The organism is Actinophytocola sp. (assembly GCF_036555685.1).
Lineage (GTDB): Bacteria > Actinomycetota > Actinomycetes > Mycobacteriales > Pseudonocardiaceae > Actinophytocola.
This window is the reverse complement of the sequence record NZ_DATBKY010000027.1, coordinates 1-17364: the sequence shown is the minus strand read 5'-3', so window position 1 is coordinate 17364 and position 17364 is coordinate 1. Positions and strand designations below refer to the sequence as shown.

The 17364-nt window shown below is 68.7% G+C and carries 15 protein-coding genes; 6 read left to right on the top strand and 9 right to left on the bottom strand.

From position 1 onward, the window contains the following. Positions 1-29 precede the first annotated feature (29 nt). The 7 genes from VH969_RS02955 to VH969_RS02920 form a co-directional block, all read right to left on the bottom strand. A complete protein-coding gene (locus VH969_RS02955; protein ID WP_331969922.1) occupies positions 30-230 on the bottom strand; it encodes an MbtH family protein in 201 nt (66 codons plus the stop codon). Then, positions 227-1522: an MFS transporter gene (locus tag VH969_RS02950; protein ID WP_331969919.1), complete on the bottom strand. Its 1296-nt coding sequence runs from the start codon at positions 1520-1522 to the stop codon at positions 227-229. Before VH969_RS02950 ends, VH969_RS02955 begins: the two co-directional genes overlap by 4 nt. A gap of 70 nt (positions 1523-1592) precedes the next feature. Then, positions 1593-2876 carry a glutamate synthase-related protein gene (locus tag VH969_RS02945; protein WP_331969916.1) on the bottom strand — a complete coding sequence of 428 codons (1284 nt, stop codon included), beginning with the start codon at positions 2874-2876 and terminating at the stop codon, positions 1593-1595. Then, positions 2873-5188, bottom strand: a complete 2316-nt coding sequence (locus tag VH969_RS34440) for an amino acid--tRNA ligase-related protein (RefSeq protein WP_414638417.1) — start codon at positions 5186-5188, stop codon at positions 2873-2875. The genes VH969_RS02945 and VH969_RS34440 overlap by 4 nt, the downstream gene beginning before the upstream one ends. Before the next feature lie 5 nt (positions 5189-5193). Beyond that, positions 5194-5625, bottom strand: a complete 432-nt coding sequence (locus VH969_RS02930) for a cobalamin B12-binding domain-containing protein (protein ID WP_331969913.1) — start codon at positions 5623-5625, stop codon at positions 5194-5196. 278 nt (positions 5626-5903) lie between these two features. Beyond that, positions 5904-7274: a helix-turn-helix domain-containing protein gene (locus VH969_RS02925; RefSeq protein WP_331969910.1), complete on the bottom strand. Its 1371-nt coding sequence runs from the start codon at positions 7272-7274 to the stop codon at positions 5904-5906. A gap of 385 nt (positions 7275-7659) precedes the next feature. After that, positions 7660-10683 (bottom strand): AfsR/SARP family transcriptional regulator, encoded by a 3024-nt coding sequence (locus VH969_RS02920; RefSeq protein WP_331969907.1) that lies wholly within the window; start codon positions 10681-10683, stop codon positions 7660-7662. A gap of 210 nt (positions 10684-10893) precedes the next feature. On the opposite strand from VH969_RS02920, the gene VH969_RS02915 reads away from it, so the two are divergent. Together VH969_RS02915 and VH969_RS02910 are read left to right on the top strand one after the other, a co-directional pair. Next, positions 10894-11259, top strand: coding sequence for a hypothetical protein (locus VH969_RS02915; RefSeq protein ID WP_331969904.1), 366 nt, complete (start codon positions 10894-10896; stop codon positions 11257-11259). Positions 11260-11694: 435 nt separating this feature from the next. Next, on the top strand, positions 11695-12405 hold the full coding sequence (locus tag VH969_RS02910; protein WP_331969900.1) for an ankyrin repeat domain-containing protein: 711 nt from the start codon (positions 11695-11697) through the stop codon (positions 12403-12405). On the opposite strand, the gene VH969_RS02905 is transcribed toward VH969_RS02910, so the two are convergent. Beyond that, positions 12355-13551 (bottom strand): hypothetical protein, encoded by a 1197-nt coding sequence (locus VH969_RS02905; protein ID WP_331969897.1) that lies wholly within the window; start codon positions 13549-13551, stop codon positions 12355-12357. The two genes, VH969_RS02910 and VH969_RS02905, sit on opposite strands and share 51 nt — an antisense overlap. Before the next feature lie 300 nt (positions 13552-13851). Beyond that, positions 13852-14052, bottom strand: a complete 201-nt coding sequence (locus tag VH969_RS02900) for a hypothetical protein (RefSeq protein WP_331969894.1) — start codon at positions 14050-14052, stop codon at positions 13852-13854. A 360-nt stretch (positions 14053-14412) separates the two neighbouring features. On the opposite strand from VH969_RS02900, the gene VH969_RS02895 reads away from it, so the two are divergent. The 4 genes from VH969_RS02895 to VH969_RS02880 form a co-directional block, all read left to right on the top strand. After that, entirely contained in the window at positions 14413-15099 is a 687-nt protein-coding gene (locus VH969_RS02895) for a hypothetical protein (protein WP_331969891.1), read from the top strand. A gap of 169 nt (positions 15100-15268) precedes the next feature. Next, positions 15269-16066, top strand: coding sequence for an FHA domain-containing protein (locus VH969_RS02890; protein WP_331969888.1), 798 nt, complete (start codon positions 15269-15271; stop codon positions 16064-16066). A 12-nt stretch (positions 16067-16078) separates the two neighbouring features. After that, positions 16079-16465: a hypothetical protein gene (locus VH969_RS02885; protein ID WP_331969885.1), complete on the top strand. Its 387-nt coding sequence runs from the start codon at positions 16079-16081 to the stop codon at positions 16463-16465. Between the two features lie 646 nt (positions 16466-17111). After that, on the top strand, positions 17112-17364 hold a 253-nt coding region (locus tag VH969_RS02880; RefSeq protein ID WP_331969882.1), incomplete at its 3' end, for a hypothetical protein.

The following is a 17364-nucleotide window of genomic DNA, read 5'->3' as shown; positions in this document are numbered from 1 at the left end:
ACCGCACCTTTCGATTCGCGAGTGGACGGTCAGCCGCGAGCGAGGCTCGCGGGCCGCAGGTCGGTCCAGTTGGCCTCGACGTGGTCGAGGCAGGCCTGCCGGTTGTCCGGGCCGAACGCGGTGGTCCAGCCGGCGGGCACGGCGATGTGTTCCGGCCACAGCGAGTGCTGGTTCTCGGCGTTGACGAGCACCAGGAACACGCCGTCGGGGTTGTCGAACGGGTTGGTCACGATGTCTCCTCTGTGGTGGCCGGCCGCAGGTGCGCCGGCGGTTCGGTGGGCAGGTCGCGGTGGGACTTGATGGGGCCGATGAGCCGGACGAACCTGCCGAGCATGGCGGCGACCAGCACGATCCACAGCGCCTCGCGGACGCCGACGGCCGCGCCGAGCACGCCGCCGAGCACGGCACCGAGCGGATTCACCCCGAACTGGATGAACCGCGAGCTGGCGTACATCCGGCCGAGCAGGCCGGGCGGGCAGTAGGCCTGCCGGAAGCCGGTGGACATCACGTTGCCCACGACCATGCCGATGGACGGCACCAGCAGACCGGCCACGAAGAAGCCGAGTCCGAGACCGTCGTGGGTGAGCGGGATCAGCAACCCGAACGGCGCGCAGCCGATGGAGAATCCCAGCAGGGTGCGCGCGGTGCCGAACCGCTCCCCCGCCCTGCGGGCCACCATCGCGCCGATCAGCCCGCCGACGAAGTCCGCCGCGAACAGGAAGCCGACCACGCCCGGTTCCGCGCCGACCGTGCGGATCAGGAAGAACACGGTGAGCGCGTACATCGCGTTGAGGGTGAGGTTGTCGACGGCCGCGCTGAGGGTGAGCACTCGCAGGTAGCGATCCCGGAACACGAACCGCAGGCCCTCGCCGATCTCGCGCCGCAGCGTGGTGTCGCGCTGCTTGCGCTCGACGGTCTCCGCCACCTCCGTCCGGCTCAGGCAGAGCGCCGACACCGCAAAGGTGACGACGTCGACCACCAGGCCGATGACCGCGCCTGCCCACTGGGTGATCAGGCCGCCGAGGCCCGGCCCGGCGAGGTTGGCGACCTGATCGGTGCCCTGCAGTTTCGCGTTGGCCTCGGACAGGTCCTTCTTGGTCACCACCGCGGGCAGGAACGCCTGGTAGGCGGTGCTGAAGAACATCGAGGCCGCGCCGACGACGAAGGCGACGGCGACCAGGTGGGCGATGGTGAGCACGCCCGCCAGCGCCGCGAGCGGCACGCTGAGCAGCGCCACGATCGAAACCACGTCCGCGGTGAGCATGGTCGTGCGCCGTGAGCGGCGGTCGATCCACGCCCCGGCCGGCAGGCCGAGCAGCAGCCACGGCAGCCAGGCCATCGCGTTGATCACGCCCATGGCGATCGTGCCGGCCTGCAGGGTGACGACCGCGACCAATGGGAACGCGACGCCCGTGACGGCGCTGCCCACCTTGCTCGTCGCCTCACCCGCCCACAGCAACCGGAAGTTCCGGTTGGCCATCAGGCGGGTGGCCACGTCGGGTTTGGTGTGGACGGTGGTCATGCCGGCACCGCCTCGCGTCGGAAACCTGGACGGCGGAGGCGGTCCGCCCGCCGCGGTCGTGCTGAGTGGGTCATCCGCGCACGCCTCCCATCGGTTCGGCGACCGGCTCGCGCACCTGCGCGGCGGACCGCCACACGTCGTCCACGCCCAGGTCTGCGGGGGTGTACTTGCCCAGCGCGCTGATCAGCAGCCGCATCTCCAGGGCGAGGCACTCGACGAGGTTGGCCAGGCCCCGCCCGGCGTCGGTGTCGACGGCTATCAGGGCAGCACGGCCGAGCCCGACCGCGCGGGCGCCGAGCGCGAGGCTCTTGACCGCGCGGGTGCCCTCCCACATCCGGCCGGACGCCAGCAGGCATCCGGCGGGCTCACCGACGCGGCGCAGGCACTCCGCCAGCGGCAGGCCCACGTGGTCCAGGAAGGACATCGGTGCCCAGCCCGTCCCGCCTTCTGCGCCGTCGACGGTGACCGCGTCCGTGCCTGCCTCCCACGCCACCGACGCGGCCAGGCCGACGTCGCGGCCCGGCGGCAGCTTCACCCACACCCTCGCCCGGGGGAAGTTGTTGCGCATCAACCGGATCTGCTGGCGGAGAACCTCCTCGGTGAAGGTGCCGGGGCTCGCGCAGCGCAGCTGCCTGTCCGCTCCGGGCCCGAACACCGCGTCCACGTCGAACGCGTCGCCCAGCCGCGCGGCGGCCGGCGCGTCGAGAACGGTCATCCCGCCCAGGCCCGGCTTGGCGCCCTGCCCGACCTTCAGCTCGAACCCGAGGCGTCCCGACTCCAGCAGGGAACGCGCCGACGGGTCGCTGTAGACGAGGTTCCACACCTCCGCGTCGGCGTCCTCGGTGCTCTGCTGCACCACGAGCCCGCCGAACCGGTCGGGGAGCGCGTCGGCGTAGGCGGTGATCCGGCCGAGCAGCGATCGCGCGCCCGCGGCACCGCCGACGCGGCGGTACCCGTCGACCGGCACCACGTTCTCCCCGACGACCATCGGGATGCCGAGGCGGCCCGCCTGGGCGCTGGCCGCCACCCCGAGGTCGACGCTGGCCACCTGCGTCGACCCGAACGCGGACAGGTACACCGGCAGCGGCGAGCGGAACCCGCCGATCTCGGTGTCCAGCACGACGTCGCGGTACACCGGTTCACGTGCCAGCTCGATCAGCTTCTCCAGCCGCCGTGGTACGAACACCGGCGGCACCAATCGCGCGGCATCGAGCTCATCCGTCTCGTGTGGACGCTCCGCGCCGAACAGGGTGCGTCCGTACTCACCGAGCGGCGGGAACGCCGCGGCTGTGCCGGCACGGGCCCGCTCGCGGACCGCCTCCGCCGGAAAGGTGTCCGCCCGCAGCACGTTCACGGCGCCACCACGCCGGGGACCTTCGGGTACGCACTGGCCTGCCAGACGTGGTCCAGGCCGGCGACGTATCGGGTGAACCGCTCCAGCCCAATGCCGAACCCGGCGCTGGCCGGCACGCCGTCGCGCACCATCCGCAGGTACCAGCCGTACTTAGCCGGGTTCTCCCCAGTCTCGCGCATCCGGGTGACGATGGTGGCGTAGTCGTTCTCCCGCTCGCTGCCGCTGCACAGCTCCCCGTAGCCCTCGGCGGCGATCAGGTCGAAGTTGCGCAGGAAACCCGGCCGCTCGGTGTTCTCCCGGTCGTAGAACCCGCGCGATCCCTTGGGGTAGTCGGTGATGAAGAACGGCCTGCTGGACTTGTGAGACAGCATCGCCTCGCCCACCCAGTCGATCTCGGCGTCCGCGTTCTGGTCGTGGCCCATCCCGTGCAGGTCGGCGACCGCGGCGGCGTGTGTGCGCCGCTCGAACCCGCCGTCGAGCAGGTCGGCGAACGCGCTGGTGTCCCGTCCGAGCGACTCCAGCTCCGCGGGCAGTTCGGTCACCACGCGCCGCACCACGTGGCTGACCAGGCCCTCGGCGACCGCCATGATCCGCTCGCGCGTCGCGCCCGCCATCTCCACGTCGACTTGGTGGAACTCGGCGAGGTGGCGGCTGGTGGAGGATGTCTCCAGGGGCTCGAGCCGCACGTTCGGTGCGATGCAGAAGATCTTGTCGAACGCGGTGAGCGATGCCTGCTTGTACAGGATCGCGCTGGTCATCAGTTTGTAGCGGTGGCCGTAGTAGTCGACGTCGACCTGCTTGGCGCCACGCGCGCCCGGGTCGGTGACCGGGCCGATGACCGGCGGCAGGAGCTCGGTGAAGCCCTCGCCGCGCAGGTACTCCCGCGCCGCGTCGAGCATCCGGTGCTGGATGGTCAGCACCGTCCGGGTGACGGGTGAAGCCAGGTGCTCGCGCGGCCCAGGTGGCCGCGCGGCGTCGTTGCCGATGTTCACGGGTTCGTCTCCAATCAGACCGGCGGCGGCGACCGCGGGTTGTCCGGTCGCCGAGCGTTCGAGGGCGGCGTGGTCGTAGCGGCGTTCCACGTAGGACAGTGAGCGCAACAGCCCGGCCGCGGTCAGCCCCGGCACCGGCCGCGGGCGCACCAGCCCGCCGAGCGGCATCGAGCCGATCCCCGACCAGTGCAGGCGTCCGCGGTCGTCGAGCCGGCTGCGGGCCCGGCCAGGGTTGTCCGGGTGCAGGCAGAACGGAACGTCCAGGTACCCCCGCTCGAACGCTCGGACCAGCGCCACGCCCAGGTCTGGCGACAGGTCGAGGACGGCGTTCACGAGTGCCCGCGCCTCCGCGAGGATCCCGGTGTCCTCGATGCCGGTGCGGGTTGCGGCGACGGCCGCCGTGCCACCTTCGTCGTCGGCCGCGCGCGCGGCCAGCTCCAGCGCGGCCACGTTCTCGGCGATGGTCGGGATCCGGTGTGCCTCGGCGACGGTCTTGACGATCAGCCGTTGCGCCCCGGAACACACGGCCAGGCGTGCGGCCTGTTCCAGCAGCAGGCTCGCACCGTCCGGAGTGCGCGGGTAGACGCCCATGTACGCGTAGATCACGACATGCCAGTCCAGCCCGTGCAAATGCTCGGCGGCCAACTGGCGCAGCGAGCGCACCGCCTCCATGTCCTGTGCCTGGTTGGTCTGCTGGGCGTAGCTCAGCGACACGCTGCGCAGCCCGTGCTGGCGGAAGAACAGGCCCTCCAGCACGGAGATCGCCACCAGCAAGCTCGGCGGGCACAGCTGGCCCATCATGCAGCCGCCGAAGGATTCCAGATGCGGCTCGATGCCGTGCTCGCGGACGGCGGCGAGCCGCATGCAGCACTCGGCCCAGTTCAGCACCGACTCACGCAGCGGGATCCGGCTGTAGGGCAGGCAGTAGGACACCGGACCGCCCTCGGTGGCGTGCAGTCCGGCGGCGACCAACACGGCCACGATGTCCTGCGGTGCCGCCGAACCGTGGCGCACCTGCACCGGGAACCGCGCGTCCAGCACGCCGTCGAGCACCCCCGCCGTGGTGGCGAGGTCGTGCGCGACGACCGGGTACCCGTTGAGGTCCAGCCCGTCGCGCAGCGCAGCGCGGGCTGCGGCGTGGTCGCCGACGCGGGTATAGCTATCCAGGGTGATCGTGCCGACCGTGGTGGCCGCCGCGTCGCGGGTGGCGACCAGGCCGGCACGCATCAGGCGGGGATCGCTCATCCCCATCCTCGGCTGCACGACCAACCTGCCCGCCGCGCCGGCCCGCGTCACGAACGCGCCGAAGGAGCCGTCCACCCCGGTCAACTGGTCACGCTCGCGGACAGTCTCGGTAAGACCGTGTCCACATAGGAACGGAGCTGGGCCGGACCCGCCGCGTCCTCGAACACCGCGTCGAACCCGGCGTCGAGGAGCACCGCCCGGTGGTCCTTCGCGCGCGGCCCGTCGATGCCGAGTTTCCCGCCGATCACCACGGGCGTGGCGGCCAGTTCCTGGCAGGTGCGGACGCGGCCGATCACCCTCCGGCCGTCCCGCCGGCCGTGCCCGTTCACGGTGCTGATCACGACCAGGTCCGGGCGCGCCCGCAAACATTCCGCGACCAGCAGGTCGTCGGGGACGCAGGCGCCGAGGTTGATCACCCGGTGCCCAAGCTCCTCCAGGACCAGCTGGAGGTACACAAGGTTCCAGGTGTGCGCGTCGGACGCCACGCTCGAGACGAGAACCGTCAGCTCCATATGTGGTGGTGATCCTTGTGTTTTGCTTGCTGCCATTACCGCTACTCCTCCAGCGAATGCGGCGTTTCCAGTTCGGAAACTACGGCGATCACCGCGGCGCAACCGGCAGCAGAACCGGCACCTCAGCGGCAGTTTCGGCGATGCCCCCGCCAACCACGGCACTTTCTTCGTGGCGCGACGTAAAGGCGCAGGAGGCGACGAGCGCGCGCGGCGTTCGCGGCGCGGGCTCGACCAGGTTCGCCCCGGGCCGGACGGTCAGGGCTACGGCACGACCCGCGTCACGTGGTGACCGTCGTCAGCGCGGCGCGCGGGCCGTCTGACGGCACGACAGCAACAGCGAGGGGCGGGCGCCGAGGTTGTTCCACCTCTATCCGTGCCGGCGCGGTCATCCGGTGCTCCCCTCGCAGCAGGGCCCCAACGAGCACCGGCACGGCGAACCGGGATCGCCCGGCCACATGGCGGGCACGAATCAGACCCCGCTGCACCAGATCCCGCACCAGCCCACCCGCGGCGGCGACGGTGCGGCCGGTGCTGGTGGCGACCTCGGCGAGGGTGCGGGCGGGACCGGTCAGCCCCGCGAGTGCGGCGCGGTCAGCGGGGGCGAGCGCGGCGACCCGAGCGGCGAGCCGGCCCATCAGGTCGGCGTCGACGAGCGCGCCGGGGTCGGCGGCCAGAACCTCGCGGAGCGTCGGTAGGTCGAAGACCTCCAGCCAGGACGCGGCGGCGGCGAGTGCGGGCGGCAGCCCGTCGGTCAGGAGGCACAACTCGGCGATGTCCGGCGCGTCGGCCGCGGACAGCCGCTGCCGCGCGGCGGTGACGTGGTGGACGAACAGGCGCACGGCGGGTTCTTCCGCGAGCAAACGGGGTTCGACGGTCGCGGGCACCGGCAGCGGGGCAAGCAGGAACGGCCGCTCGCCGGGCAGACCGCACTGACCGTCGGCGGTGACGAGTACCCGTAGTCGTGGGCAGTCACCGAGCAGCCCCAGCAGCGCGTCGACGTGCAGGTTCGCAGCGTTGACGTCGTCGACCACCAGGAGCGTGTCGCGTTCACCGATCAGCCCGGCCAACGCTGTCGTACCCGCGCCGAACAGCGCGGCCACGGCGGTGGTGAGCAGCGCTGCCAGCCGGATGTCGCGTACCGGTTGGGTGAGCGCGCCGTACGCATGCGGCGCGCTCACCCACAGCACCGGCGTGCCCGCGCTGTGCAGGTCGGCCGCAACCGCGACGGCGAGCCGGGTGCGGCCGACGCCGGGAAGTCCGTGCAGGGTCACCAGCCTGCCGTTGTCACTCGCCAGTTCCCCGATGATGGCACCGAGTTCGGCGTCCCGGCCGAACATCGGGGTCAGCACGGTCGGCGGTACCGCGATGTGCGGACCGTACTCCTCGCGCAGCGTCCGGCCCGCACGGCCACCGGCGGCCAACTTCAGGTCGTCGCTCGCGTCCCGGCCGAGTCGCAGCGCGCCGGTCAGCAGCCGGACGGTGTCCGGGCGGGGCTGGGCCTTGCCCTGTTCGAGGTCGCGGATCGCGCGGACGCTCACGGTGGACAGGTCGGCGAGCACGCGCTGGGTGAGACCCGCCGCGCTGCGGTACCTGCGTAACAGCGGACCGAACTGCGTCGCGGGATCGTCCGCCAGGGCGGGGTTGGCCATCACTTGTCCTTCCGGTCGCACGGTCTGCTCGCCCCCACTCTCGCGCCGGTCCGTTATCACCCTGGCATCCCACGCTTAACCCCTTCGCCCTGCGAAGATGCGGCCTTTGTCGCGAGCCGGTGGGTGCAAACGCCGTGATAACCACGGGATAAGGCCGGTCCATAGCGTCGTCGTCGTCGAGCGAAACTCCAGCCCGGCACCAGTGAGAATCGAGAGGAAACACCGTGTTCCGCAGATTTGCCGTCGCTGCCCGCGCCACCGTCGCCGCCGCCCTCGCCGTCACGGCCCTGTCGGCTGGCACAGTCGTCGCCTCTGCGGATCCGCCGGTCAGCCACGACTCCGGCGCGAACACCGCCACGTCGTTGAGCGACCCCTGGGACTGACGTCAGGGCGTGTTGCCGGCCTGGTTGCCGGTGATCACCGCGAACATCCGGTCGGCGGCGGCGCGCTCCCGGTCCATACCCCGCTCCGCGAACACCGCGACCGCCTGCTCCAACAGCTCCGCCGCCCGCCGCCGCTGGCCTGTCCGCATCAAGACGTCGGCTAACGCGGTCCGCACCACCGCGCACCCGTGGCGGTCCATGATCGTCTCGCGTATTTCCAGCGCCTTCTCGAACCAGCGGCTCGCGAGATCGAGCCGGCCCGCCGCGGCCGTCACCTCGCCGAGGTTGAACAGTAGGTGTCCTTCCCCGATCACGTCCCGGCTGCGGCGCACCATCGCCAGCACCTCGGTGAACGTGCGTTCGGCGTCCGGATGCGCGCCGCTGCGGAACTGCACCTGGCCGAGCCTGCGCAGCGCGCGCGCCACCCCGCCCGCGTAGCCCACACCGCGGTTGATCTCCAGCGCCTCGGCGAGATCGGCCCGCGCGCTGCCGAACTCGTTCTGCAGGCACAGGATGTAGGCGCGCTGCGTCAGCACGGTTGCCCGGCCTACGACGTCGTCGACACGCCCGAAATCGCCGATGGCCTGCTCGTACAACGACAGCGCCAGCTCGTCGTCGCCCGCGTACCGGGCCAGCAGCGCGAGGTCGCGGCGGCACAAGCCGGCACCGCGTGGTTCGTCCAGCGTCACGAACTCGGCCAGCGCGGCACCGAGTGTCTCGTGCGCGCGTCGGTACTGGCCCCAGGTCAGGTACAGCGTGCCCAGCGACCCGAGCAGCGCCGCCGTGCCCCGCACGTCGCCCGCCGCGCGGGTGGCGGTGAGCGCAACCTGGTGCGTCTGGTGCCACTCGTCGAGGTGACCGCGCAGTTCGCACAGCGTGGCGACCGTGACCGCGAGGTCCCAGCCCACCTCGTGCAGGCCAGCGTCGACCGCCTGTCCGACGGCCATGCACAGGTTCTCCCGTTCGCCCTCCATCCAGTCGAGCGGGTCGGTCATCGCCTGGTCGACGTACTCCGGGTGTGGCCGCCACCGGGCGCCGTCACCGTGCAGCACAGTGAAGTCCCCGCCGTACACGCGCCGATGTGCCTCCTCGGTCAGAGCCAGCCAACCGCCGACGACCCGTGCCACCGCGCGCACCCGACGATCCGGCGGGATGTCGGTCTCCGCCTTCTCCCTGGCGAACAGGCGCAGCATGTCCTGGAAGCGATAGCGGAACTCGCCCGTCGGCGCTACCGAGGAGACCTCGAGCATCTGGACGTCGACGAGCGGTTCGAGCAGGTCGGACGGGAAGCGGCGGTCGTCGTCGAGAACGGCGCCGGCCAGCCAGCCCGGCAGCGTCGGCCCCTCGAACTGGCTGAGCAGCGCGAACAGTTCGCGTGATCGGTCGTCGAGACCGTCATGGGTGAGCGACAGGCTCGCGCGGATGGTCATCTCGCCGTGAGCGAGCTCGTCGAGGCGGTGCCGTTCGCTCGCCAGCCGGTGCACCATCGACGCAAGCGTCCAGTGCGGTCTGGCGGCGAGCCGAGCCGCGATGATCCGCACCGCGAGCGGCAGCCCGCCGACCGTCGCGACGAGCGCCTCGGCCGGCGCGCTCTCGGCGTTGACCCGGTCCTCACCCAGCACCGCGGCGAACAGGGCGAGCGACTGGTCGACGTCCAGCACGGGCAGGTCGACGCGGTGCGCGCCGGGCACCCCGGTGAGCCGTGCGCGACTGGTCACGATGACCGCGCAGGTGCTGCTGCCGGGGAGGAGCGGCAGTACCTGACGTTCACTCGTCGCGTCGTCGAGCACCACGAGCACTCGCCGCTCGGTGAGGACGGTGCGGTACATGTCGGAGCGGCCGTCGAGGTCGGCGGGAATCGCGGGACCGGGAATGCCGAGGGCGCCGAGAAAACGGCCCAGCACGTCGAACGCCGCACTCGGCTCGGCGCGGGTGCCGCGCAGGTCGCAGTACAGCTGACCGTCCGGGAAGTGGCCGGTGGCGACCCGGTGGGCGAGATGTGCGGCCACGGTGCTCTTCCCGACCCCGGGCCGCCCGGTGACCACGACGATGCCGACGGCACGACGATCGCCGGTCAGCACCGCCTCTGCCGCGTCGAGGACGGCCTCGTGGCCGACGAAGTCGGCGGTGTCGGCGGGCAGTTGGTGTGGGCAGGTCACGCGGGACACCGGTGGCACCGGCTCCGGGTCGCGCAGCGGCGGGGCGGCCACGGGGGCCGTGCGGGTGAACGGCAAGCTTTCGTCGCCGGCGAATATCGCGTTCTCCAAGAGCCGCAGCTCCGGTCCCGGTTCGAGGCCCAGCTCGTCGACGAGCATTTCTCGGCCCTCGCGGTACACGTCGAGTGCCTCGGCCTGCCTTCCGGACCGGTAGAGCGCGATCATGAGCAACGCGCGCAGCCGTTCGCGCAGCGGGTTCTGGTGCGTCAGGTGCGTGATCTCCCCGACGAGCCTGCGATGCCGGCCGAGATGCAACTCCAGTTCGAGGTAGTCCTCGATAGCGCTCAGGCGTTCCTCGTCGAGCCGCAGCGCCCTGGTCCGCAGGGCGCGACTCGGCAGGCCGTCGAGGCACGCTCCGCGCCACAGTGCGGCAGCGGCACGGAGCATGTTCGCCGCCTCGGCTGTGCGGCCCTCCATCGCGATGGCCCGTGCCTCGGCCACCGTCGTCGTGAACACGTGCGCGTCGAGATTGCCGCCCGACACCCGCAGCACATACCCGGGCGGTTTGGTCTCGATCGCGACGCTCACTCCCGCGCCGGCGAGGTTCTTGCGGAGGCGGGACACGCTTATCTGCACCTGGGTCCGGGCGGTGTTCGGCGGATTTTCGTCCCACAGCGCGTCCACCAAGTTATCGATGCTGACAACCTGGTTCGCTTCCAGCAGCAGGAACGCGAGGATGACCTGCTGCCGGCCGGGTGGAATACGAACGGGACCGTCGGGCCCCTCCACGTCCACCGGACCGAGGATGCAGAACCTCGGGTACGGGGCGCTGTGCAGCGCAGCCAACTCCTTGCCATGCTCGACGATCACCCGGCCCTGGGGCGATTCCTCCAATGTACGTGTGCCCCCCGCCGCTGCCTATCGCTCGCGCGAGCGAAAGACTGCGCCATTTGGCCACCGGAAAATGGTGCCATTCGGGGCATCAAGGCACCGTGGGTGGGGATAACGCGGGGATTGCGTGGAGATGTCCGATAGCAGGAAGATCGACGTACGACCACGGCGTGCCCGAGGAGATCGCTCATGGCCGGCAATCCGCAGAGCCTTCCCGCCAGCGCGGCCGTCATGACCGTCGGCGTCGACCACGTCCGCCTGCTGTATGCGTATCTTGACGCGCTCGAAATCGACGGCTACGCGTCACTCATCGACGAGGACGCCCATGTCCGCGGCGTCAGCTCCCGCGACACGAACAGCCGCGAGGACGCGGTCCGCATACTGCGCGAGCGGTCCCCCGGCGCCCACGAACTCTGGACGATCGAACCGGGCGACGAGGCCCTCATGGTCACCGGCCGGCACACCTGCAGCACCGGCACGGTCGACTTCGCCGACGTCTTCACCCTCTCCGAGTGTGGTCTGATACACAGTCATCACCGCGTACGCCGCGGATGAGGATCCTGAGGTTCCGACTTGTATGTAGGCCGGTTGGCAGGCTGGCTGATCACTGGCGCTAGACGGTATGTCGTGACTGGTTCGTGGTGAGTGCGGTTGCGGGCCGGGCCTCGCTCACAACATCGGTGGGTTGCCGGGCAGGGCTGCCTGCTCGGCCCCGGTGTTGTACGAGCGTCCGAGTGTGGGGCTGGATGTGCACGCGCGATCGGTAGCGGCGGCAGCGATGCAGCACCGGCCGGCGCGTGGACCAGACGGGGAAGCGTGCGGTGGGGTGGCCGGCCGGCCACTCAGGCCGCCTGGCCACCCCGGGGACCCTCAGCAGAGGTGCGTGGCGCCGAAGTCGTCCAGGTAGACGTCATACACCCAGCCTTCGACGTTGGTGCCGGACAGACGAAGGTGCGTCCAGGTGTTTCCGTAGCTGTTCACGACATAGCAGTGACGGACTGGCCGGGCCATTTCCCCAACGGCGCGGCGACCGTGGCCTTGCTGGTCGATGCCGGCGCCGACGTGCACGCCCGGTTTCACGGTGCACACGAGGAAACCCCACTGCATTGGGCGGCGAGCTCGAATGACGTGGCGGTCCTCGACTCGCTGCTCGACGCGGGCGTCGACATCGACGCGCCCGGCGCGGTGATCGGCAGTGGCTCCCCATTGTCGGACGCGACAGCCTTCGCGCAGGGGGACGCTGCGTACCGGCTGGTCGAGCGGGGCGCGGCAACCACGTTGTGGACCGCGGCGACGCTCGGGCTGATGGACCGCGTGCAGGCCTATTTCTCGCCCGCGCAGACACCGGAGCAGCACGAGATCGATGCGGCGTTCTGGGGCGCGTGTCACGGCGGCCAACGGGAAGCAGCCGAGTTCCTCGCAGCCCGCGGCGCGACCGTCAACTGGACCCCACCGTGGGAACCCCACTCGACGTCGCGGAACGCAGCAACGCCGAGGACCTGGCTCGCTGGCTGCGCGAGCGCGGCGCCGAATCCGCCGCGGATCTGGCCTAGCCGGCCAATCCGTGAGCGGGCCGGCGCACCTGCTCACGACAACCACGGTGCGCTGTCGCTGCCTCCCATCAACCGCTTGCCGCTAACGCCGTTGTCGCTACTCGGCGTCTGCTTGGTGGAATGTTTCCGGTGCGGCAAGGTGCGATGACGGCCCTGGAGATGCCGGAGTCGTCCTTGTCCTCCTCGGCTTCTCCGGCTTTTGCTTCTCCTGATTCTCCGGCTTGTGTTTTTGCAACTCCTCGGGATGCAGGATGCGTAGGAAGTAGCGTTCTGAGAAGCCTGCCAGGAAGGCAGCCAGGATGTACACACCGCCACTGTCCACCTGGATCCCGCTGATGACCTGCCAGCTGAGGAATAGGTAGACGACGAGGGCGGCGATGGCACCGGCGATCGGCTTCAGCGACAGACGAAGCAGGCTGGTCCGGAAGTCACCCAGCGTGGCCCGGGCGTCTCGCACGCCGAACATGCCGCTGATCACGCCGCCCACCGCGCCAACTACCGATATCCCGAGCGCGGCCACGATCTGGGTCAGCCAGGTAGTGGACAGATCGAACACCGGCCAGTTGTCCGTGTTCTGACTCGTCTCGACCTGAGTCGTCACAAACGGCATCACACCCATCAACAAAACCCAGGAGGCGAACATGTAGATCCACAGCCGCCTGAGTCTGCTGACCTGCAGGTCGTCCTCAAGCTGGTCCTGTTCGTCGATCTGGAACGCGGTGATCACCGCTTGCTGGAGCCGGAGCCGAGCTGCGTCCTGTTCGTCGGAGTTGTACGTGCGTAGGTCAATCAGCTGCTTCTGCACCCACTCCGACCTGGCGGCGCGGATCTCAAGGAGCCGCCGAACCATGTCGAAACGTACCGCGAGAGTCTTCAGTGGATACAACATCACCAGTTGACGTTCCGCCAGGGTGAGAACGTTGGTACAGACCGCAAGATTCGGGCGGCGCGACTCTAGCTGGTTTCGCGCTATCGTGAGGTAGTCACCGCATCTCTTGGCATCTCCGTATATACCAGCCTTTTCGTCGTTGAGGCGCTCGTTGGCCACGAGCGAGAGAAGATCTCCACGTACTCGAATATAGCGGGCTACTTGCAGGCTGATCTGTGAGCTGATATACCGGCCGCGGCGATACACCTTTCCGATCTGCAACGTGCCGGGGTCGAACACGTCGGTGCCATCACCTTCTTTTGGCATCGAGGACGGAAACACCCTACTGCTCCGCGCCAGACGCCAACGGCGCCCACCGTTCGGGGCGAACTTGGTATCGATCGATTCTTCATCGGGACGCGTCACGTCAGCAGCTCCATCGCGGCATCTCCCCAAGTGAGACGAGGAGAATCGTACGTCAGCGGAGAGGTGAGCTCGCCAGCACGCAGCATCCGAAAGTCCCACGATCACCGTTTGGAAATGGCTGGTCAGGATGCTCGGCGGCAACTCCGCCTTGATGGATGGACAAGCAAGGGCGCTCGGCGAATAGATGCCTGATCGTGATAACGACGGACGAGACGTCACGATCTGAACCGGTCTGCCTTATCCATGGAACTTCGCACATTCGTCTTGATCAGCACCGACACATAACCCAACTATGCGTCGTCAAGCCGCCAACCGATGATGGAATGTGGTTGGGAGGCTGGCGTACAAGCGCTCGTGTACGAACCACACTCCGCGATGTACGTTCGTCAGTGAAAACACCAGCAACACGACCAACGCGGTCACGACCTCGACGGCGATCTTGCAGTCGTCGCCGATGATGAAGTCGCAACAGAACTGTCCGAACGATTCCAGGAACTTCACTTCGTGACCTCCACGCGGGGCTGGTCAGCCCCGCGCTCGCCCCGGTCCGGCAGGTGTCGCCGTTGTCATTCCTCGTTCTACTCGTCCGTTGGGGGTAATTTTCCGGCGATCGGCGCCTCGCGAGACCTGGATGTGCAACGCTGGATTGGTCGTTGAGCTGGGGGCAGCGGATGGCGGACAGCGCGAACTGGCGGGCGCGGATGACGAGCGCACGCCGTTACGGGGAATTGCGCGAGCGGCTTCCCGGCTGTCAATCGCCGAGAAGCGGCGAAATTCGGCGGCTGCGCGGATCGCAGTCGTCCACCGCACGCGACTCTGCGCCCACGATCACTGGTAGTTCGCAGAGCACGGAGGAACATCGTGGTCGGTCGTCCCCGCCGCCGGTTGACTCGGCTGGCACTGGTATTCGTCCTTGCAGTCACCTTCGGCATGGTTCACATCCCGCCGTCCGCCCAGGCCGATCCGTCCGCCATCGGCCATTGCTGGGTCGTTGAGAACCCGTCCGGCCCGCCATACCTCGACTGCTCCGACCTGGTGATATCCGTCGAGGTGATCCAGCCCTGGCACGGCGAATGCCCGCAATGCGGATTGGCTGTCCAACTCGAGTCCGTGATCCAGCCGGAAATTCTCAACGAGGCCAGTCGGCACATCGCGGACGGGTTCGGTCAATGGAGTCAGGCCGCCAACATCGCCGACCAAACCGAACAGGCCCGACTGCGCAACCAGGCGCTCGATGTCTACACCGAGGCCGCCAACCTGCTCGGCGACGCGCCGGCACAGGTCGCCGCATTCGGCCTGATCGACCAGGACACCGGCCAGCTGTACGCGGTATCGGACGGCCCGTACCCCGAGCCCTGGGGTCCACTGCCGGACTCTTGGGGCCCAAGCCCACAGCCCTGGCAATGGCCACACCTGATAACAGATGCCGTGGCCGATCTCCAGATCGGCATCGCCAACCCCAACCAGATGCCACAACAACGCGCGCTCGCCACCGAGCACCTCGACGAGGCCTACCAGGACTTGATCACCACCCTCACCACAGCCTAGGTGTCGAGGGGCGCGAGGGTGCCGCGCCGAAGGACGGTCAGCGCCGGTCGTGGATCCGCCGCTGTTGGTTTTTTTCGTTGGGCAATGTATCTGCGTCAAGTTCCACGCACTCATTTATTAGGACACCTGCCAGCCCATACGGTCGCATGGCCGACAGCGGAGGCGAGTCATGTACCACCAGAATCCGACGCCGCGCCTCATAGGAATCCAGCCGGAAGCCTTGCGGAATCGCGTCTTTGAGATCCGGGCTGATCAGCTGCTAGTCGGCCGGGACAGCGAATGTGACCTGGTGCTCGACGACCCCCGGGTCAGCCGTAAGCACGCCACACTCCGTCGGACCGGCGGCAAGGTAACAGTCCAGGACCTCGGTTCACGCAGCGGAACCCGTATCAACGACACCACCGTGACCGTGCCGGTGACTCTGCAAGACGGGGATATCCTCGCGTTTGCCGGCGTGCCACTGCGCTTCGAGCAGCACGCCAAGCGCGGCGATGGACCCGAAACACTCCTGTGGCAACCCCGGGCACCGGTTGCGCCGCGCTTCGAAGTCGAGCACCAACGCGGTGGCGTCATCAGCAACGTCGGACGGGACCAGCACAACTACAACTCGTACGTGCAACACGTGATGCACGAGCGGCAGAGCTTTCTTCGCGACATCGCCGCGACCCGAAGCAAGGCGTGGCTGCTCGTCTGGTTCGGCTTCATACTCGTCGTCGTCGGCTTCGGAGTATGGGCGGCGAACATCTTCAACTTCATTGACAACGTCCAAAACATCGGCCCTGATGCGCAACCCGACGACCTCCCGCTCCTGGGCCGAGAGGTGTTCGGTATCCCGATCGCCGTCTACGGGTTCTTCGCCGTGATCCTCGGCTCGGTTCTGCTAATCATCGGCATCGTGCTCCACATCGTCGCCGCCGCACGGCGACGGCGTGTGCCGGCCATCCCTGTCCCACCTACGTCGTACTGACGGGAACACAAGATGACATTCAACATCCACAACCAGCACGCGAACGTGATCAACCAAGCGGCCGGCAACCAATGGATCAGCGGCGGCCAACACGTGACGGTCACCACCCTCGACGCCGCGCGCAGTGCCGTCGACTCCCTGCGACAAGTAGTCCGCACGCTTCCGCTCGACCAGGCCACCAGCTCGACGGCGCGAACCTCCGTTGACGAACTGGGCACTGAACTACGCAAGCACAGTCCCGCCCCGCCGGTCGTGGAAGGCCACCTGCGACGGCTGACCTCGCTGCTCAAGTCAACAGGAGCGCTCGTCACAGCAGGCGCCACGCTGATCGGCCCGCTGCAAGTCATCGCAGGATGGCTCGGGGACCTCGGCGCAAGCACGCTCCAGTTGCTGTCGTGATCCATACATAGGGCCGTTTACGGCACCGCCGGCCTTCAGTCCCGGCTGTTCGGCTGTTCCTGCCATACCAGAATCACCCCGCTTCTGAATGTGCTTGTGCTCGGCCATTCTTCTCAGACGTGGTTGGCGTAAACGCCGTGTTAGTTGAAGCGAGCACTACATACACGATGTTCTTCAGATCTTCGCGACGGCTTTGCCGAACTTGGCCCGTACGTAGCCTTTGCCGTATGTCGACGCCCTCGCACCGGGCGGCCGGCGCTTGGCGTACACAGCAGCTCCTCGGCGGGACCGCCTCGGCCTGCTCGGCATCGCGCCGATCTCCCCGGGCGGCTCGTTCCCCGCTCAAGCCGGCTACGTCCTTGATGGTCCGATCCCCGAGGCGACCAGCTTTGCCGTCGCAACGGAATGGCATTCACGGTGAGATCATCCCGGTAGGGTGACGCCGGACTTCGAACAGCTGTAGTCAACCGATCTCTGGAGGTAACCCTTGAACCTACGTCGGACGGCGGCCCTGGCCGCCGTGCCCCTGGTCGTGTCAGCTGCCGTCGCCGTGACGTCGTCGGCCAGCGCGGCTGGAGCACGGCAGGAACAGTTCTGCTTGGTCGCCGGAGGCCATGAGCAGACCGTGCAGCGGCCGAGCGAGGTCGTGGATCGGCTTGTCAAGGACACCCAGTCGTACCGCGGTATGTGCGCGGAGTACGGCGAGCAGCTCAGACTTGGCAACGGCAAGCTGATCGCCTACAGCGTGCGGAAGGGATCTCGCCCGGTGTCGATCGGGCTGATCATGACCGACGGCGTTCTCGACGGCCTGCCAACCGACATGCCGACCGACGGCAAGTGGTGCTTCGACAAGGACGGCAACGGCACGGTCGACCCGATGACCGAGTGCACCGGCGGGT

What these genes read in the sequence shown, in the direction of transcription:
- VH969_RS02930 (WP_331969913.1), bottom strand. Translation starts at nt 5,625, where the DNA reads ATGGAGCTGACGGTTCTCGTCTCGAGCGTGGCGTCCGACGCGCACACC.
- VH969_RS02885 (WP_331969885.1), top strand. Translation starts at nt 16,079, where the DNA reads ATGACATTCAACATCCACAACCAGCACGCGAACGTGATCAACCAAGCG.
- VH969_RS02950 (WP_331969919.1), bottom strand. Translation starts at nt 1,522, where the DNA reads ATGACCACCGTCCACACCAAACCCGACGTGGCCACCCGCCTGATGGCC.
- VH969_RS02890 (WP_331969888.1), top strand. Translation starts at nt 15,269, where the DNA reads ATGTACCACCAGAATCCGACGCCGCGCCTCATAGGAATCCAGCCGGAA.
- VH969_RS02915 (WP_331969904.1), top strand. Translation starts at nt 10,894, where the DNA reads ATGGCCGGCAATCCGCAGAGCCTTCCCGCCAGCGCGGCCGTCATGACC.
- VH969_RS02925 (WP_331969910.1), bottom strand. Translation starts at nt 7,274, where the DNA reads ATGGCCAACCCCGCCCTGGCGGACGATCCCGCGACGCAGTTCGGTCCG.